This is a genomic window from Sporosarcina quadrami (assembly GCF_014836615.1).
Classification (GTDB): domain Bacteria; phylum Bacillota; class Bacilli; order Bacillales_A; family Planococcaceae; genus Sporosarcina; species Sporosarcina quadrami.
Genome location: NZ_JACSQN010000008.1, coordinates 89641 through 107438 on the forward strand (window position 1 = coordinate 89641; position 17798 = coordinate 107438).

21 protein-coding genes are annotated in these 17798 nt (G+C 40.7%); 8 read left to right on the plus strand and 13 right to left on the minus strand.

The annotated features are described in order from the left end of the window. The first annotated feature begins 62 nt into the window (after positions 1-62). Positions 63-1079: an LLM class flavin-dependent oxidoreductase gene (locus tag H9649_RS10230; protein ID WP_191694661.1), complete on the plus strand. Its 1017-nt coding sequence runs from the start codon at positions 63-65 to the stop codon at positions 1077-1079. A 50-nt stretch (positions 1080-1129) separates the two neighbouring features. Here H9649_RS10230 and H9649_RS10235 read toward each other — a convergent pair whose 3' ends face one another. Continuing rightward, positions 1130-2362 carry a dicarboxylate/amino acid:cation symporter gene (locus H9649_RS10235; RefSeq protein WP_191694663.1) on the minus strand — a complete coding sequence of 411 codons (1233 nt, stop codon included), beginning with the start codon at positions 2360-2362 and terminating at the stop codon, positions 1130-1132. A 131-nt stretch (positions 2363-2493) separates the two neighbouring features. Here H9649_RS10235 and H9649_RS10240 point away from each other — a divergent pair, with 131 nt between their 5' ends. After that, a complete protein-coding gene (locus tag H9649_RS10240; protein WP_191694838.1) occupies positions 2494-2646 on the plus strand; it encodes a hypothetical protein in 153 nt (50 codons plus the stop codon). On the opposite strand, the gene H9649_RS10245 is transcribed toward H9649_RS10240, so the two are convergent. After that, a complete protein-coding gene (locus H9649_RS10245) occupies positions 2578-2772 on the minus strand; it encodes a cysteine-rich CWC family protein (RefSeq protein WP_191694664.1) in 195 nt (64 codons plus the stop codon). The two genes, H9649_RS10240 and H9649_RS10245, sit on opposite strands and share 69 nt — an antisense overlap. 189 nt (positions 2773-2961) lie before the next feature. Between H9649_RS10245 and H9649_RS10250 the strand changes: the two genes are divergently transcribed. The 3 genes from H9649_RS10250 to H9649_RS10260 all read left to right on the plus strand — a co-directional run bounded on the left by H9649_RS10250 (position 2962) and on the right by H9649_RS10260 (position 4527). Beyond that, positions 2962-3441, plus strand: a complete 480-nt coding sequence (locus H9649_RS10250; RefSeq protein ID WP_191694666.1) for a DUF2975 domain-containing protein — start codon at positions 2962-2964, stop codon at positions 3439-3441. A 10-nt stretch (positions 3442-3451) separates the two neighbouring features. Continuing rightward, entirely contained in the window at positions 3452-3667 is a 216-nt protein-coding gene (locus H9649_RS10255; RefSeq protein WP_191694668.1) for a helix-turn-helix domain-containing protein, read from the plus strand. 92 nt (positions 3668-3759) lie between these two features. After that, a complete protein-coding gene (locus H9649_RS10260) occupies positions 3760-4527 on the plus strand; it encodes a DUF817 domain-containing protein (protein ID WP_191694828.1) in 768 nt (255 codons plus the stop codon). Between the two features lie 96 nt (positions 4528-4623). On the opposite strand, the gene H9649_RS10265 is transcribed toward H9649_RS10260, so the two are convergent. From H9649_RS10265 to H9649_RS10280, 4 genes are all read right to left on the minus strand, one after another. Continuing rightward, positions 4624-5847 carry a M20 metallopeptidase family protein gene (locus tag H9649_RS10265; RefSeq protein ID WP_225229810.1) on the minus strand — a complete coding sequence of 408 codons (1224 nt, stop codon included), beginning with the start codon at positions 5845-5847 and terminating at the stop codon, positions 4624-4626. A gap of 89 nt (positions 5848-5936) precedes the next feature. Then, on the minus strand, positions 5937-7349 hold the full coding sequence (locus H9649_RS10270) for a YfcC family protein (RefSeq protein WP_191694670.1): 1413 nt from the start codon (positions 7347-7349) through the stop codon (positions 5937-5939). A 30-nt stretch (positions 7350-7379) separates the two neighbouring features. Continuing rightward, on the minus strand, positions 7380-8498 hold the full coding sequence (locus tag H9649_RS10275) for a M20 metallopeptidase family protein (RefSeq protein ID WP_191694671.1): 1119 nt from the start codon (positions 8496-8498) through the stop codon (positions 7380-7382). Positions 8499-8640: 142 nt separating this feature from the next. Continuing rightward, on the minus strand, positions 8641-9288 hold the full coding sequence (locus tag H9649_RS10280) for a GntR family transcriptional regulator (RefSeq protein WP_191694673.1): 648 nt from the start codon (positions 9286-9288) through the stop codon (positions 8641-8643). A 134-nt stretch (positions 9289-9422) separates the two neighbouring features. Between H9649_RS10280 and H9649_RS10285 the strand changes: the two genes are divergently transcribed. Together H9649_RS10285 and H9649_RS10290 are read left to right on the plus strand one after the other, a co-directional pair. Next, on the plus strand, positions 9423-10259 hold the full coding sequence (locus H9649_RS10285; protein ID WP_191694675.1) for a hypothetical protein: 837 nt from the start codon (positions 9423-9425) through the stop codon (positions 10257-10259). Between the two features lie 56 nt (positions 10260-10315). Beyond that, positions 10316-10711 (plus strand): VOC family protein, encoded by a 396-nt coding sequence (locus H9649_RS10290; RefSeq protein WP_191694677.1) that lies wholly within the window; start codon positions 10316-10318, stop codon positions 10709-10711. 67 nt (positions 10712-10778) lie between these two features. On the opposite strand, the gene H9649_RS10295 is transcribed toward H9649_RS10290, so the two are convergent. The 7 genes from H9649_RS10295 to H9649_RS10325 form a co-directional block, all read right to left on the minus strand. Then, positions 10779-11453, minus strand: coding sequence for an ABC transporter ATP-binding protein (locus H9649_RS10295; protein WP_191694680.1), 675 nt, complete (start codon positions 11451-11453; stop codon positions 10779-10781). A gap of 1 nt (position 11454) precedes the next feature. Next, on the minus strand, positions 11455-12486 hold the full coding sequence (locus tag H9649_RS10300; RefSeq protein ID WP_191694681.1) for an ABC transporter permease: 1032 nt from the start codon (positions 12484-12486) through the stop codon (positions 11455-11457). Between the two features lie 134 nt (positions 12487-12620). Continuing rightward, positions 12621-13979 carry an MATE family efflux transporter gene (locus H9649_RS10305; protein WP_191694683.1) on the minus strand — a complete coding sequence of 453 codons (1359 nt, stop codon included), beginning with the start codon at positions 13977-13979 and terminating at the stop codon, positions 12621-12623. Continuing rightward, complete coding sequence (locus H9649_RS10310; protein ID WP_191694685.1) at positions 13976-14443, minus strand: GNAT family N-acetyltransferase; 468 nt, start codon at positions 14441-14443, stop codon at positions 13976-13978. The genes H9649_RS10305 and H9649_RS10310 overlap by 4 nt, the downstream gene beginning before the upstream one ends. Before the next feature lie 103 nt (positions 14444-14546). Beyond that, entirely contained in the window at positions 14547-15107 is a 561-nt protein-coding gene (locus H9649_RS10315) for a TetR/AcrR family transcriptional regulator (RefSeq protein ID WP_191694687.1), read from the minus strand. A gap of 202 nt (positions 15108-15309) precedes the next feature. Then, positions 15310-15648, minus strand: coding sequence for a stress-induced protein, KGG, repeat-containing protein (locus H9649_RS10320; protein ID WP_191694689.1), 339 nt, complete (start codon positions 15646-15648; stop codon positions 15310-15312). A gap of 260 nt (positions 15649-15908) precedes the next feature. Beyond that, positions 15909-16091, minus strand: a complete 183-nt coding sequence (locus H9649_RS10325; RefSeq protein WP_191694691.1) for a small, acid-soluble spore protein tlp — start codon at positions 16089-16091, stop codon at positions 15909-15911. Between the two features lie 162 nt (positions 16092-16253). Here H9649_RS10325 and H9649_RS10330 point away from each other — a divergent pair, with 162 nt between their 5' ends. Continuing rightward, positions 16254-17792 (plus strand): DEAD/DEAH box helicase, encoded by a 1539-nt coding sequence (locus H9649_RS10330; RefSeq protein ID WP_404828730.1) that lies wholly within the window; start codon positions 16254-16256, stop codon positions 17790-17792. The last annotated feature ends 6 nt before the right edge of the window (positions 17793-17798 follow it).

The following is a 17798-nucleotide window of genomic DNA, read 5'->3' on the forward strand; positions in this document are numbered from 1 at the left end:
TATTTTCAAGTCTGAATAAAAACTTGAACCGCGATTCCATATACTGAAGGAGTGAGTTCCATATGATTACTGCACAATCAAAAAAATTCAACGGCATTCCGCTTTCCATCCTGGATCTGGCAATGATCAACGAGGGAAGCGATGCGACGCAATCATTCAAGAACAGTGTCGATCTAGCGCAACACGTTGAAAAGTGGGGATTCAACCGCTATTGGCTTGCTGAACATCATAATATGCCGGGTGTTGCCAGTTCAGCGACATCGATCATTATTGGCCATGTAGCGGGTGCAACGAAAACCATCCGCGTAGGAGCAGGCGGCGTCATGCTTCCGAACCATGCACCGCTCGTCATTGCGGAACAATTTGGTACATTGAATGCACTCTATCCGGGACGTATCGACTTAGGACTCGGCCGTGCGCCAGGAAGTGACCAGGCGACAGCTTATGCGCTAAGAAGAACGCTTCATAGCAACGGCAATGATTTCCCTGACCAACTTACAGAGTTACGTTCGTTTTTCAAATACGATCCATCAGCACGCGTACGCGCCGTTCCAGGAGAAGGTCAGGATGTGCCGCTCTGGCTTCTTGGCTCAAGTGATTTTAGTGCAAGACTATCTGCTGAACTAGGTTTGCCATTTTCATTCGCCAGTCACTTTGCACCTGCCTATCTCATGCAGGCATTGCAGATTTACCATAGCAATTTCAAGCCTTCGAAAGATTTGAAGGAGCCGTACGTCATGCTTGGTGTCAACGCAATCGTTGCAGATACGGATGAACGGGCGAAATACCTTGCCACTTCGTATCAGCAGCAATTCCTGAATATCCGAAAAGGCGTTTCGACGAAGTTCAAGCCACCCGTTGAAGACGTTGATGCTTTCTGGTCTCCTTACGAAAAAGCGGCGCTTGCCGAAACCGCAGACTGGCCGTCTGTATTGATCGGCGGTCCTAAAACAGTGAAAGCGAAAATGGAGGCATTTGTTCAAGCGACCAAAGCGAATGAATTGATCATCAGCTCGGGTGTTTTCAATCATGAAGAACGTCTGCATTCGTATGAATTGCTTGGGGATATGATGGAGTAAAGAAATCAAATAAGCCAAGTATCGGTTACATTATCCGATACTTGGTTTTTTCATCTTGTCAATTTCCTATACCTTCTCTTCTCATGCTGGTCAATCAATTTTGTTCCGACGAGATCGCCAGTAACATTTAGCGCGGTGGCTCCCATTCCAATTAATGCATCAATTGCTGTTAGCAAAGCGACTGCTTCCATAGGAAGGCCGAGTTGTATAAAGACAGTTGAAATCATGACGATGCCCGCACCTGGTACACCTGCTGTACCAATGGAAGAGAGAGTTCCAATTAGAACGACCATTACCATATCCGTCAAACTCAATGGTTCTCCAACAATGTTAGCAGCAAAAACGGCTGAAACGGCTATTCGTATTGCAGCGCCATCCATATTGACGGTTGCACCAAGCGGTAAGCTAAAGCCGTATAAGCTTTTGGATATCCCCATATTCTTTGCTGCAGTCAACGTAAGTGGCAATGTACCCGTGCTACTTTGGGTGACAAATGCAGTAATCATCGGAGTCCTCGCATGTTTAAAGAAGTTGCCCGGCTTCACTTTGAAAAGAACGAGCAATATGACGTACAAAACAACTTGAACGAGCAAAGCGATATAGAAGACACCAATCATGCCTCCAAGTGACAAGAGCGTATCAATGCCTTGGCTACCGACCGTTTGCGCCATGATAGCGAAAATCCCGAACGGAACATATTGAAGAATTGCTCTTAGTATGAAAAGAGAGGCTTCATTTAAAGCTGTAATGGTCATCAATAAAGAATTGCCTAAATCCTGAAAGTCTTTAGAAGCAAGCATAGCGGAAATCGCAATCCCGAACGCTAAAGCGGTAAAGATGATGCCAAGCAGATTCATTTCCGTAAAAGCCGTGACGATATTGGACGGCACAATATTCAGTAATACAGTGACAATCCCAGGATTCTCCGGGACATCGAATGTATCATTACCAGTTAGTTTCATCCCTGTGCCAGGCCGTAAAATACTGGCGACAATTAGTCCAACTATAATTGCAAAGGCGGAACTGACAGTGTAATAAATAAAAACCTTACTACCCATACGACCAAGATTTGCGATACTCGTTTGATTCACCCCGACAATAAGCGTAAACAAAATCAATGGGATGATGAGAAAGGTAAGCAACCGGAGGAGTAATTCTCCGAGCGGTGCAAGGACCGCAGCTTGTTCCCCTAAAACAAAGCCGGCGATAACTCCTGCTATCAAAGCAATTGTAATTTTAACTATCAATGAAGCATGGAGGTAGGAACGAATAATCTTCATCATAGCTTGCCCTCCTTCTACTACATAGCTTCTCAATTAATGAATGGTTCTATTCAGTACAGAACAAACATCTGTTGCATGGTCGAAATGGAGAGTAATCATCTCAGTCATCGTAGCGGTCCCCATTGAGGTGTTTGACAGTTTCCGTAAAGCGAAAATCAGAGTATGAAGATAGAATTGAACAGCGCCACCGCATACCGATTTGCGGTGGCGTTTTATTAGTTCTTAAACTGAAGCAGGCATTCCTGACAGATGCACTTCTTCCTTATATCTTCCTCGGACAATAAGTCAAAAATTTCTTGGGGAAAGGTTTCATTTGTGCACCAGCAGATACCGCGCGACTTATCTATACCGTTACAGCAGTTGTTGGATTTCCCGCAAAGCGGACATGTAGTGTTTAAGGGAATATTCATAGTAAGGCTCCTTTGTTCTACTGAATTTCTTATTAGTATATCACTGGATCACTAATAAGAAGTTGTAAAAATACACAAGGTTTTAACTGACTTACAATAATGTAATGTTCTTTTTCGATAATAACTTATTGATATTCGATAAATCTCATGTTAAATTTAAATGGACATTAACTATGTGAGGTGCTTGGAATGAAACGCGAAACAATATTCTTGAAGATGGCTGTTATCCTGATGGGCGTACCGATTCTCGCTTTATGTATATTTGTAGTGCCCGGCATCGCAAGTTTTGCAGCGGAATTGTATCCTGAGATGGCTTATTTGAAATATCTCGTTTTAATCAATATATACGCCGGAGCGATCCCATTTTACTTTGCGCTGTATCAAACATTCAAACTGCTAAGCTATATTGACAAGAACAATGCCTTCTCGGAACAATCTATAAAAGCATTGAAGAATATTAAACACTGTGCAGTTCTGATAAGCGGATTGTATGTAGTTGGCATGCCGCTTTATTATCTAATGGCGGAAAGAGACGATGCCCCAGGTATTATTGTTATTGGGTTAGTCATCATTTTTGCTTCAATAGTGATTGCAGTCTTTGCGGCCGTTCTTCAAAAGCTATTGACGAGCGCCATCGAAATAAAAACTGAAAATGATTTAACGGTTTGAGGTGAATACAATGGCGACTATTATTCATATTGACGTAATGCTGGCGAAAAGGAAAATGAGCGTAACGGAGCTGTCCGAAAAGGTAGGAATTACGATGGCCAATCTTTCCATTCTAAAAAATGGAAAAGCAAAAGCAATCCGTTTTTCTACATTGGAAGGGATTTGCAAAGCACTGGACTGTCAACCAGGAGATATACTGGAATACCGGAATGATGAAGATGTATAGGGTTGATTGAATGAAAAGGGTTGGAGGTTTTATGTATGAGCATGCTTAGTAACTATCAGCAGCAATTAGGGATAAAAGTTGGTACGAAGAAAATGAAGTTTGCGATCCAACAACTTTTTCGCTTTGGTAGGGAACAGGCGCTGTCCTGTCTGTTTCCTGTCATTATTTTTTCCTCATTGGCGATAACGAAATTTGTACCGCTACCATTTCTGCCACGGTATGATTGGCTGCTAATCATTTTCCTTCTGACGCAGTGGTGGATGGTGCGATCAGGTCTTGAAACGCGTGACGAACTAAAAGTTATAACGTTATTCCATCTGATTGGACTAGCACTGGAACTTTTTAAAGTACATATGGGCTCGTGGACGTATCCGGAAGAAGGGTATTCCAAATTCTTCGGCGTGCCTTTATATAGCGGCTTCATGTATGCAAGTGTAGCAAGTTATCTTTGTCAGGCGTGGAGAAGGTTAGAAGTTGACTTGGTCAAGTGGCCACCGTTTTGGATAGTTGTCCCACTAGCCGCTGCGATATACTTGAATTTCTTCATTCACCATTTTTGGATGGACGTCCGTTGGTGGCTATCCGCTCTAGTAATTATTGTATTTTGGCGTTCTTGGGTAACGTACGCGGTCGGAGGCATCCGATACCGCATGCCTATAGCCCTGTCATTTGTCTTAATCGGATTTTTCATCTGGATAGCAGAAAATATCGCAACGTTCTTCGGTGCATGGAAATATCCCAACCAATCTGAAGTGTGGAAATTGGTTGGTCTTGGAAAGCTCAGCTCCTGGCTACTGCTCGTCATCGTCAGCTTTCTTATTGTAGCTACATTGAAACGGGTGAAGGGGAGAAGGGAGTGAACCTTGTTTGATTTTTTGCGACACAACAAATCAAATCCTTTGCATAACACTAAAAAACACTTATGAAGTGATCCAGCACCTCATAAGTGTTTTCAATCATTTATGCTGACTCTTTAACCATTCAATCGCCACGTTCGCATGTAACGCAGCCCCGTATTTAAAGATATCCTCGTCTTGCTTCATACGTGGGTTATGAACAGGTGCTTCACCTTCTTTTCCCGTACCCAATACGACAAATGCTGACGGAACGAGCTGGGAGATATACGAAAAGTCTTCCGATCCACTCATCGGTCCATTATCCACAATGTTTTCCAAGCCAACAACATCCTCCATATAAGAATTGATTTCATCAATGAAACTAGGATCATTATAGGTCGTTGGTGTATGGAATTCAGTAGTATTGTAGTCTCCACGCCAAGCCTTAACGACATGGTCAATCATTTCAGGAATCCGTTGACATAAATGGTCGCGCGTCTTCTGATCATAACTACGCATATTCCCGCTTAAAACAGCTTTATCGGGAATTACGTTTGTCACCGTCCCACCATTAAGGGAACCTACAGAAAATGTGACATTTTGATTGGGAGGAACTTCACGGGTAAATAAAAGATTCAGACTTGTATATAGCTGATTCATGATCATGTTAGCATCAATTGTTTTATGAGGTTGTGAGCTATGGCCGCCAGATCCTTTAATGTCTACAATATACGTGTCCATTGCTTGTGTTAACGTTCCTTTTGTGACAGATAAAGTGCCGGCTTGCTGGTCGGGCATGATGTGAATTCCGAAAGCGGCATCCACTTTCGGGTTTTCAAGTGCACCGTCATCAATCATCAACTTTGAACCGTACCCCCATTCTTCACCAGGTTGGAAGAATAATTTTACAGTCCCTTCCAATTCGCCTTCGTGGTCTTTCAATAGTTGAGCGGCACCTAACAGCATGGCAACATGTGAATCATGTCCACATGCATGCATAAGTCCCGGTTTTTTTGACTTGAATTCTGATTCGACTTCCTCTTCAATCGGTAATGCATCCATGTCCGCTCGGAGAAGAATACATGGGGAACCTTGACCGATTGTCGCGATGACACCTGTGCAGTTTGCCTGTTCAGCAAATCCAGCTCTTGCATACTTTTCTCTTATTTCCTGGGGTACAATACCACAAGGTTTATGTTCAATGCCGATTTCATCAAGGCGTTGCTGAATGTATTTTTGAGTGTTTGGAAGATCAAAGCCGAGCTCCGGATTTTCATGCAGATAACGACGGTCCTTAATAATTTGAGTTTCATATTGTTTTACCTTTTCAATCATTTGATTCATGTTGACATCTCCTTTTTTTATCACTATTTCTCCTTGATTAAAACGAAGGGCGGTGACTCCGTAGAAATCATCCGCCATTCGTATACTATTTAGCTAGGTCCAAGCCCGATATAATGAGCGATTACGATTAATAGGAATGCTGCGAAATGAAGGATCATAAATAGTTTCAGAGAGAATTTAACCCAATCCGCGTAATTTACATTCGACATTCCTAATGCCGCCATTAATCCACCTGAAGTTGGCCATAAATAGTTCGTGAAACCATCACCGAATTGATAAACGACAACCATTACTTGTTGGTTGATTCCTAATATTTTCCCGAGTGGCCCCATAATAGGCATCAAAATCATTGCCTTTCCGCTTCCTGAAACAACAAAGAAGTTGAAGAAGATGACGACTAAGAAAAGAACAAGGAGTGTAATAATAGATCCAGTGCTACTTAATAGCCCGGATAATGCATGGACAGCCGTATCGATAATTTGGGCTTGGTCCATTAAAATCATGACAGATCTTGCAAAACCAATGGCTAGAGCAGTCGGTAGAAGTCTAGATGCACCCGTTCCAAATGTTACCGCTGCTTCACTCGGGCTCAATCTTAGAATGAGGACTAAGAATACGGCATAGATTGCATATACTGCTGATAACTGAGGCATTCCCCAACCGAGTTGGATTGCTCCATAAGCACTTCCGACTAACACGCCAACTAGTCCAAGTAGTGCAATCTTTCTTGATAAAGTGAACGCTTCTTCTTCATACTCAGCTGTTTTCGCATTTTCCAGTTGTTCAACATATTCTCCGGCGACAATACTTTTTGCTGGATCTTTTTTCGTTTTATTCGCATAACGAAGGATGTAAATCATCGAAATCAGGATGAAAATCACTAAAGAAATAATACGGAAGCTCAGTCCCGAATAGATTGGCAACCCTACAATCGATTGGCTGACTCCGGTCGTGTAAAAATTGACTGCCCCTGCCGTGAAACCAATTGCTAGACCGACCGTAGAAGTTGCGAACGCAGTGATACGGTCATAACCCAACCCCATTACAACTGCCATGGCAAGTGGGATGAAAGGAATTCCACCTTCGCCGAAGCCGATTGTGCCCATAATCGAGAACAGTGTCAGTAAAGAGACGATGATCAGTTTTTCTTTGCCATCCGCTACTCGTAGCAGCTTATGGATTCCTGCTGCAATTGCTCCTGACTTTTCAAGGATATAAAGTGCACCGCTTGCAAAGAGGAGCATAACGATAATGTCTCCGGACTGAACGACCCCAGTATGTAACGCTGAGAAAAAGTCCATGAATCCAATAGGTTTTGCTTGGTCGACATACTCAAAGACGTTTGTATTCAGTTCAGTGATACCTGTATCAGGATTCACTGAACGTTCATACTGACCACTAGGTACAATCCAAGATAAAATGACTACTAGTAACATAACGAGTAAAAACATTATGTATACATGTGGAAAGTTAAAACCTTTTCGCTTTTTCTCATTTGCCATATAATTTCCCCCTGGTCCCTTTATAAAAAATTACAATCCTGCTAAGCCTTTAAACAACTCAACCCCACATCCGATTAATTCATCAGGAAAGTCGTATTCACTTGTGTGGAGATTCGGATAATCTTTTCCATTCCCGATGAAGCAATACGCACCTTTAGTCAACTTTGTAAAGTGTCCGAAGTCCTCGGATCCACGGTACGCTTCTTTTAATTCGAAAACATCCATTCCTTTAGCATTTGCAATGGAGCGAATTTTATTTGCACTTTCAACATGGTTCAGTGTTTCTGGAAATTCGTCGTTGAAGTGGAAGCTGACTTTCAAACCAAATTCATCTGCTTGCGATTGTGCGAAGCTTTCAAGATTCGCTTGCAACTGATCCATCTCCTCTTCAAAGAGAGCTCTAATTGTCATACGTAAAGTTCCTTTAGAAGCAGCAAGACCGAAAGCGTTTTCACCAACATCAATTTGAACGACTGTACAAAGGACAAGACCTTTGTTTTTATCAGGTGAGATGAACTGAGGAATTTCCTTTACAATGTTAGCGATTGCAAGAGACGGATTCACACCATCTTCTGGTTGACTTGCATGAGCAGGAGAACCTTCCATACGGATTGTCATTCCTTTTGAGGCACATAGCGCTGTACCATCAATAATTCCTACACTTTTAAAAGGTAAACCACTCATATTATGATAGGCGAAAATTTCATCAATGTTGTGTTCCTTAATGAAGTCCACACATTGGATGGCTCCATCGCCAGTTTCTTCTGCAGGCTGGAAGAGACAAAAGATATTGTTATCAGATCCATGTTGATCAATTTCAAGAGCAAATGCTGCAAGTGTCGCAGAGTGGCCATCATGACCACATTTGTGTGCTTTACCCGGAAATTTTGAAGCCCATGGCAATTCAATCACTTCGTCCATAGGAAGAGCATCAAAATCAGCACGGAAAGCAATATTCGGTCGGTTTTCGCCGGACCGATAAATCGTGTAGAACCAATTTCCTCTGTCTACAATTTCCAGATTGTTTGTATGCGTTTTCAAAAAGTCGATTATATATTGTTTTGTCCAAACTTCTTCGTTGGAAAGTTCGGGATGTTGATGAAGCTCATGCCGTAATTGTTTAGCTAACTCAAGATTTTGACTATTCACTATAAGTGAACCTCCTAACTATCTATAATTCACATTCATGAAAAGTGAATTAAGTATATTGTATATTGTACATTATATTTTATAGTTTTCAATAAAAAAATTCTGTCCGGAGACAGAATTTTTTTCTTATTTGTTAAATGAATCAAAGGGGAAGGGAAACAGCTTTTTCCGGATTCCAATGAATATCCCGCATATAGACTTCCAGTTCGGACGATTTACCGTTGCGAAAAAGTTCCATCATCTTTCTATGTTCATTATTAGTTTCTGTAAGTTTATTTGCTATCCAGGCATGATCTTCAGACCACTCAAAGTTTTTCAAGAACTTCTTTTCTAACTGGAGCAGAAGGGTCACAAGACTTCTGTTAGGACAAATGGACAAATATACATTATGGAAAGCTTCCTGCATTTTATGATACATGGAAAAATTCCCTGTGTTAATGGCCAGATCGATACTTTCAATATAGAAATCCATTTCCTTCAAATGTTTCTCCGCCAAAAGAGGAGCAGCCATCGATGCGGCTAATCCATCCAATGCCCCAATTAGGAAATAGGTTTCTTTCGCCTCTTCGGTAGTGAGACTTTTAATTACAAAACCTTTCCGAGGGATATTCTCCAACAGACCCTCCGAAGAAAGCTGTATAAGTGCTTCCCTAACAGGCGTCCTACTAACATTTAACGCATCGCAAATTGCGCTTTCATTAATCTTTTTATTAGGAGTTAGGGTTCTGTTGTTAATGTTATCGACGATATAGTTATATACATGATCCGTTAAAGATAGATAATTAGTCATATTAAAACCTCGATGTCTTTTTTGTACTTAATTATATATATAGTATATCAAAAATCCAAATTAGTAAGTATCCCCATTGTTCAAAAAAAGGGTTTTAGAATCTGAATCAAGAATACTACCTATTAGAATGGGGGATGATTGGACAGATGGTAACGGATGAATATGGTGCATTTACTATTCCGGATGAAGTTCTGAAGTTAATCCAATTGGAGGAGGATTTACAGAAAGAGGGAGAAACGCTGGATACAATCGGCTTTAGACCGATTGTTACCGAATGTGCGTATTCAATAACGCCGATTGATGTCATACCGTTTGCCTATACCGGAGGCGATGGTGTTCACTTTGGTTTCCTCACTGATTTTGGCAAAGTCGGTAATTTGAATGATGCTTCGATTGTATGTGTTTCACCAACGAATGATCCACCTATCCGACTAATAGCAAGCACACTACAGGAATTCTTAAGGATGGCGACATCTGTTCCTCATGTAGGACTGCTTGAAGAGTGCTGGCAATGGAATGATAGGGAAATGGTAGATGGCATCCTAGAAGAATGGCGCTCGGATGACTACCAGAGTAAGAGGAATAGGATTTTTAATCGTGTTCGTGAAATATATAACACTGAGGAAATCGATGTTGTGAAACATATACAACTTGCGAATGAAGAACGAAACAGCAAGATTATCCTTCCGACATATGATGGACTTGGCATTTTATCTATAGATAATGAAAATGGGGAGAAACGTTACCAATTCAATACAGATCGTAGTCAAGATGAGGAAGAACTTGCTAGAATGCGAGCGTTTTTGAGCGTTGCAACTACTGCAGAAAAATTAGGATTTATTCGTGATGCAACATTTTGGTATATACTCGCTCACGATTATCATAATGAAGTCTTGAACTTAATACGCGAAATTTTGCAATCGCTACAACTTAAAGATGAACTAAAGAGACTTGAAGTAAGGGATTTATAAATGAGTATCCGTAACAATTAGGGTAAACCCAAAAAAAAATAAGGAGGTAGTTAACGATGGGCAGAGTAATTCATTTTGAGATTCATGTAAATGACATGGATAAAGCAAAAGCGTTTTATGGTGAGGTTTTCGATTGGACGTTTCAAGACTGGAGCGACTATGCAGGAATGCCTTATTTCGGAGTAGTTACAGGAGAAGAAAAAGAATTGGGCATCAATGGTGCTTTAATGCTCCGACAAAGTGCTCCACCTGAACCGAATCAAGCGCTAAATGGTTATGTTTGTACAATTGGTGTAGAAGATTATGATGCAACGGAAGCTAAAATCATTCAAAATGGTGGAACGGTCGCTATGCCGAAAGCTGCATTGCCTGGAATGGCGTGGCAGGGCTATTATTTAGACACCGAGGGAAATATTTTCGGACTTCATCAGCCTGATGAGAATGCTAAATAAAGAAAGTTTCCTATACAAAAGATCCATCCTACAAAGAATCTTTCTTGTAGGATGGATTATTTTCATATCACACAATAACCCCATCACGCATCGTAATCACACGATCCGCATACGGTAGCATTTCATCATCATGCGTCACCATTAACGTCGTCAATCCAAGGGATTTCGTCAACTCATGAATCAATTCCATCACTTCTTTTTTACGTTTCGTATCCAAACTTGCAGTCGGTTCATCCGCAAATAAAATCTTCGGTTTGTGGATGATAGCCCGCGCAATAGCAACACGCTGTTTTTCGCCGCCGGACAGGGAAGGCGGGTATGCATCTTTCCTGTGATCCATGCCGACGAGCTTTAATATACGTGAGATTTCTTCTTTTTGCTGTTTCTTATCCATCTTTGTCTCCGCCACATCCAACATGAGATCCAATTGCTCCTCGACAGTCAGGAAAGGTACAAGATGTGAAGATTGGAAGACAAATCCGAATTCGCTTGAACGTACTTTCCGGATATTTTCCTGACTCATTGCTGTCATATCATCGCCGTCAAACAGGATCTGTCCACCGGAAGCTTTTTGCAGGCCTGCAGCAATCGTCAATATTGTCGACTTACCGGATCCTGAAGGGCCAACAAGTGCCGTAATTTCTCCTTCAGTCAACGTTAGGTTAACACCTTTCAATATTTTTGCTTCCACTTCACCGTTTTGGAAAGACTTCGTTACATCCTCAATGATAAATGTCTCCATCTTACATCTCTCCTTGTTGAATCGCTTGTAGCGGTTCGATTTTTTTGATCTGGAATCCTGAAATTGTCGCACCGATGAAACCGACAACGAGGAACACAGCTGAAAGTGTCAAAACAGTATTCATCGTCAAAGAAAACGGCATTCCTTCAGGTGCAACCAAGTTGAATGCTTGACTCAGTGCAATCGAAATGACTAATGAAACCGCTGTAATTGCGATCATCTGGTACCAAATCATCTGGAACAATGAAATCGTCTTCATACCGATCGCTTTCAAAATACCGTACAAACCAATTTTCTGGACGTTCATCATATAGAAGAAAATCGCAAACAGCATGCCGCTAATAATAACGAGGAACCAGATAATCATATTGAGTGACATCTGTTCAGCACTGTAACTCGGAATCGTATCCAAGAAACCTTTATTTGTAAATGAATCTAAACCTGAAATAGCCGGTACATCTTTACCAGGTATAAACAACGTCTGCATTTCCATTACACGATACATTTCCTGGTAGTTCGTTTGATTAATAAACGCTACAGGCGCATGACTGTATTTCTGCTCATCCACAAAGCCGATCACCTTGAAATCACCGCTGAACTGATTATTCGTCAAAATGTCTCCGACTTTCACGCCTTCTTTTTCAAGTGTCCGGTCTAAAACGATTTCACCGTCTTTTACATATTGAAACAGATCCGATTCAGTTGACGTGACAAAAGCTACACTATGCTGCTTATCTTCTGCATCATTGAAAAATCCCATCTGGATTGAAAATGCAGTCGCTTCGGGATGCTCTGCCAACACATCTTTCTGCAAACCTTCATCGATTTTGGATAAATTGTATTTTGCGTTTGCATCCTCATTCAAATAATAATGCCCGCTTGGCATGTTTTTGATGAGCGCTGCATTGTCCATTGATAATCCATTCGCAAGCCCCGAGATGATGAATGTCAGGAAACTGACGAGAAAGATGATGGAACCTAAAATAAGAAACTTTGATTTACTTTTTTTCATTTCTTTAAATGCCATTTTCATTGAAAACGCCTCCGCTTTTTCTTGATGTCCTTAGTGTAAATCTTGAACATGAACGGAGCGTGAACAGTAGATGACATATTTAAAAAGCAGGCGTGAGCGAAAAGATTCGCAACGCCTGCCTCTTGTAGATGCATTCAACTTGTAATCATTCTGCGGGAAGAAGATCTTACAGCTCTTCTCTGATATATAAATACACTTACAAACACTATAAACTCAGAAGTGGGGATGGATAGCCAAATGCCATCCAGCCCAAGAAATTGTGGCAATAGCAACAAGAAGACCAACATGACAATGATTTCACGCGATGCCGTCATCATCGTTGCAATTCGCACGTTGCCGACGGACTGAAAATACGTCATCATGACGAAATTCGTTCCTGTAAACAAATAGGCAAAGAAGAATAGCCTGATGCCTCTCGTAGCGAGAGACGCCACTTCTTCAGGGAAGTCACCAAAGATAGAAACAATGGATCCTGCTGCAAACTGGCCGAGCAAGAAAAACAGTGTACCGGCAGCCATAACGGTTATCGTCGCTTTAATGACAGTCTCGCGCATTCGACTTGCATTTTTCGCGCCATGATAATAACTGACTAGCGGTTGAATGGTGCTACCCATACCAAGGAACATCATCAGCATGACGCCATGTACATAGTTCAAAATGGAAAAAGCAGCAACCCCTTCAGTTCCGGCCGCCCGTTCAAAGGCGATATTATGAGAAATCGTAAAGACGGAAATACCGACTTCAGAAAGAAAACTTGGAAAACCGACGACAATAATTGCGGCAAATAGTTTTTTATTGAAGGAAATCCGAACAAGCTTTAAATTATTCGATTTCCTGAAAAAGTGACTGCACAATACAAGCATACCGAGGAACGAAGCAAGAATTGTTGCAAATGCAGCTCCGCTAACACCCCAATCGAGGATGAATAAAAAAATGTAGTTCAGCACAATATTGGTGATGGACGTAACGATAAGCCCCGTCATTGCAAGCGTAGGCGCACCATCATTCCTTATGAAGACGCTGAACGTATTTTCTACAGTAAAGATGAAGCCGAACAATAAAATAACATATAAATAATCAGAGACGAACGGGAAAGTCGTAGTGTTTGCCCCGAGTGCGTAAGCCAACGGATTTCTGAATATAAATGCCGTCAATCCAATAAGTAAGGTAAATACAAATATGGACAAAATGGCATGGGTGAAAATTATACGACTCTCTTTCATATTCTTTTGCCCTAATGCAATCGAATATTTTGTTGCAGCCCCGATACCGATCCATAGTGAAATAGCGAAAAATAGCGTATAAACTGGGGAAGCGATCCCAACGCCAGCAAGTGCTTCTTCGCCTAATCGGTTTCCGACCATTATCCCGTCCGCGACGATATTAGCTGCCATGAGTCCCATACCGATCATGGAGGGAATAAGGTAACGGAGAAAAATTCGTCCAACTGGTTGCGTGTCCAATTCGTTCAATCTAGATGAAGTTGAACTCATCCTATATCATCTCTTTCTATATCTAACTTCATGACGAGACAAGGAAACTCACCGACATTGTCAATGTCACCGTTCAGTTTGAAACCAAACTTCTCATATAAACGTTGCGCTCCTAAATTATCAGGTGAGATGCTAAGGAATATCTTGTCACAAGCATACAAATCAGTCATATGTACAAGAAGTATGGGGAGGAATCTGCTAGCGTAGCCTTGTCCCTGATAGGTCGAGTCAATCATGAATCGATCCAGCCACACATCGCCATTCGACATATCAATACCATGCATCGCATAACCGACTAGCAAATTACCGTCATATAATCCAACAGATTTCCACTCAGGTTCAAATTTTGATTGTGCTAATGAAAACGAATTGCTTTCGATAAAGTCTTTCTGGTTGTCATTTACTGATAAGGAGGCGATAGCCATCCAATTAGCAGCAGTAACCTCACGTATGTGGAGGCTCATAATTCCATCTCACTTTCTGTATTCAGATAAAACGAAAAAACTCTAATTGTTTTATTGGTTTACAACTACATGTAAAAAACCGCTCTTTACAAAGTCGGTTTCTTTATTCTTTATTTTTTTTAATGAAACCGAACAGCAAAATATCCACAATCGAATCAAGTGCGTCGGAAACGGTAATGCTGTTATCGTAAAAGAATTTGCGGTCCATCGTCGAGTTTGTCGCATCTATAATCAGTTTCATCAATAAAGCCACATTCTGCTCAGCAATTTCACCATTTTTTATCCCTTGTTCTATTAATTCACGTAAAGCATCCCACTCATTAATCGCATCATGCACTCTTTTCCATTGTTCGGGGTATGATTTTTTCATCTGCTCTAGAATCGTCCAACTGTAGAAGTCATTGTATTTAGGGATGACTGTAATAGCACCTTTAATCTTTTCAATCAATGAAAGTTTGGAATCGTTAACGATTATAGCGGTTTTTTCGTCGAACTCCAGCAATGTAGAGTCAATAATCGCATCAAGTATTTCGCTTTTTGAAGAAAAGTGTTCATACAAAGTCCTCTTACTAATACCTAATCGTTTCGCAAGATCATCCATTGTGAACTTCATACTTTTTTCATGAATCTCTTCCAAAAATGCATTCATTATACGAGCTCTCATATCGTGCCTCCTTTTGAAAAAACTTAAAAAACAACTTTAGTTTTATAAGTATTACAGTAGTATAACCGCATATGGTATTCAAAGCAATTAAGACACTTCCATTCATCAATCAATTTCAACAATAAAAAGAAGTGAAAGCCACGTTTATAGTCGCTTTCACTTCTTATACCATCATATGGGATTATTTAATTGTTCTAATCGCTTATGATCTGTTATTGTCATTTTGATTTCTGGAATTGTTCTGGTTTCTAGAATTACTTTGATTTTGTTGTTCATTATAGGAGTTTTGCGGATTATTATAATCATTTTGTTGGGCGCGTGCCTCTCCGCCTTTTTGGCCGATTTCTTCATAGAATTCTTTGCCATGATCTTGCGCGGTAGCTTCTCCACCTTTTCGTCCGATTTCTTCATAAAAACGTTGATCGTGGTTTTGAGCTGTTGCATCTCCACCCATTCGACCTGCTTCTTCGTGGGACATTTTACTACGGTTATTCTGACGTTGATTCTGGTTTTGGTTCCTAGTTTCTCTGTCTTGTGCCATAATGAAAATCTCTCCCTTTGTTTTATGATTTTATCGTACATCAGTTATATAACCGCCTATTGTTTTTTAAAACATATATATTTCAAGAAAAATGGAAGATTAAGAGGAACACCTTGTTATAGAGCTGTTTATTAGTCTTTATTACATTTATTACAAATAAAAAATAGTGAAAATGTAAATTCCATTAAATTATTAAACATGAAACACCCCTTCCTTTTAGTATAAAAGGAAAGGGTAATTATGATTATTATAGTAAATTCTCAATACTTTCCAAAATTACGCATTGCTTCTTCGCGCCGTTCGTTTTTTTCCTGTATAGCTTTCAACTCATCACCTTTAGCGAACTTCATCGCTTCTTGTGCAGCGCGTTTATTATCAATCGTCTTTTTCAATCGTTCGACATCATTCGCCCCATCATTTGGAATCGGTGTAATATCCGGCATCCTCATCGCCCCTTTCATTTTTAAAAGCACATTTTTAGTATCACCGAGTTTGAAGGATTTATTTACACTTCCTGAACGCTGTCTGCTTCCTAATTTACGAATGCTTAACATAGGAATGACAAAGATGGACATTATACATAGAAAGAAAACGATTTCGAGGGGATGTCTATGCTGATTGAACGTTCTTCAAATTGGAAAGAGAGCTTTACGGAACGTCTGGAAAAAGATGATGGCTGGGATAATTGGACGCTTTACAATATGGCTTACGAAGTTGCCAAATCTACATTAATCACTGATTTTCGCGGTTTGCAATCTCCTAACTATCTTCCTAACCTCACGCCGTTTGCCCATCAATTGGAAGTTGCGGAAACGGTCATTGAGCGAATGAACGGAAAAGCGATTTTGGCTGATGAGGTAGGACTTGGAAAAACGATTGAAGCGGGTCTAATCTTAAAAGAATATATGATACGGGGCCTTGTGAAAAAAGCGCTCATACTCGCTCCAGCTTCACTCGTCAATCAATGGATCGATGAATTGAACCGCAAATTCCATATACCTGCCATGCAGTTCAATAAGAAATACGACCTGAATCATTGCGATATTGTCGTCATGAGCATTGATATGGCAAAGCGAAGTCCCCATAAAGAACGGATTTACGAGCAGGATTTTGATTTAGTTATTATAGATGAAGCTCATAAATTGAAAAACCATCGAACGAAAAATTACGAGTTCGTCCAACATTTGAAGAAGAAGTTCTGCCTTTTGCTCACAGCAACCCCTATTCAAAATGATGTGTTTGAACTGTTTTATTTAATCACGTTATTAAAACCGGGTCATCTCGGCAACTACGAAACGTTCCAATCTGCTTTTTCTGCGAGCAAGCATAATGTAGAGCACGAAGAGTTTCTCAGGGAACTCGTCAATCAAGTGATGGTGCGCAATACAAGGGAAGCAACGGGCATTAAATGGCCAGACCGTCACGTGGAAATCATTCCTATCCGTTTTTCTCCAGAAGAGCGCGAATTGTACGATATGATTGCTGCGCTTAAAGAGCATTCCGACGTTTTTTCTGATGCGTTTTCTGTCATTACATTGCAAAGAGAAATGTGCAGCAGTAAAGAAGCTGTCTTCTATACATTAATGAACATGCGGGAAAAATGTACATCTGCAGAAGATTTAGCAGCTGTCGATTGCCTAGTCTTGAAATTGCAGGCCTTACAAATGAATTCAAAAGCAGAGCAAGCGTTGAAATTGATTCGGAAAGCAAATGATAAAGTGATCATATTCACGGAATATCGAGCAACGCAATCCTATTTGCAAGCGTATTTATATGAAAAAGGCATTACAAGTGTCTTATTCAATGGGAAATTCAGCAAAAGCAAACGAGATTGGATGAAACATTTATTCCAACAAAACGCACAAGTGCTTATTGCTACGGAATCAGGGAGCGAAGGCATCAACTTGCAATTTTGCAATTACGTCGTCAACTATGACTTACCGTGGAATCCGATGAAACTCGAGCAGCGGATTGGGCGTGTGCATCGATTAGGACAACAAAAGGACGTGCACATTTACAACTTAGCAGTAGAAGATACAATCGATGATCATATTGTGGAATTGCTTCATACGAAAATCGGAGTGTTCGAGAAAGTGGTCGGAGAACTTGACGCGATTTTAACATCCTATAAAATGTCCATTTAACGAAAG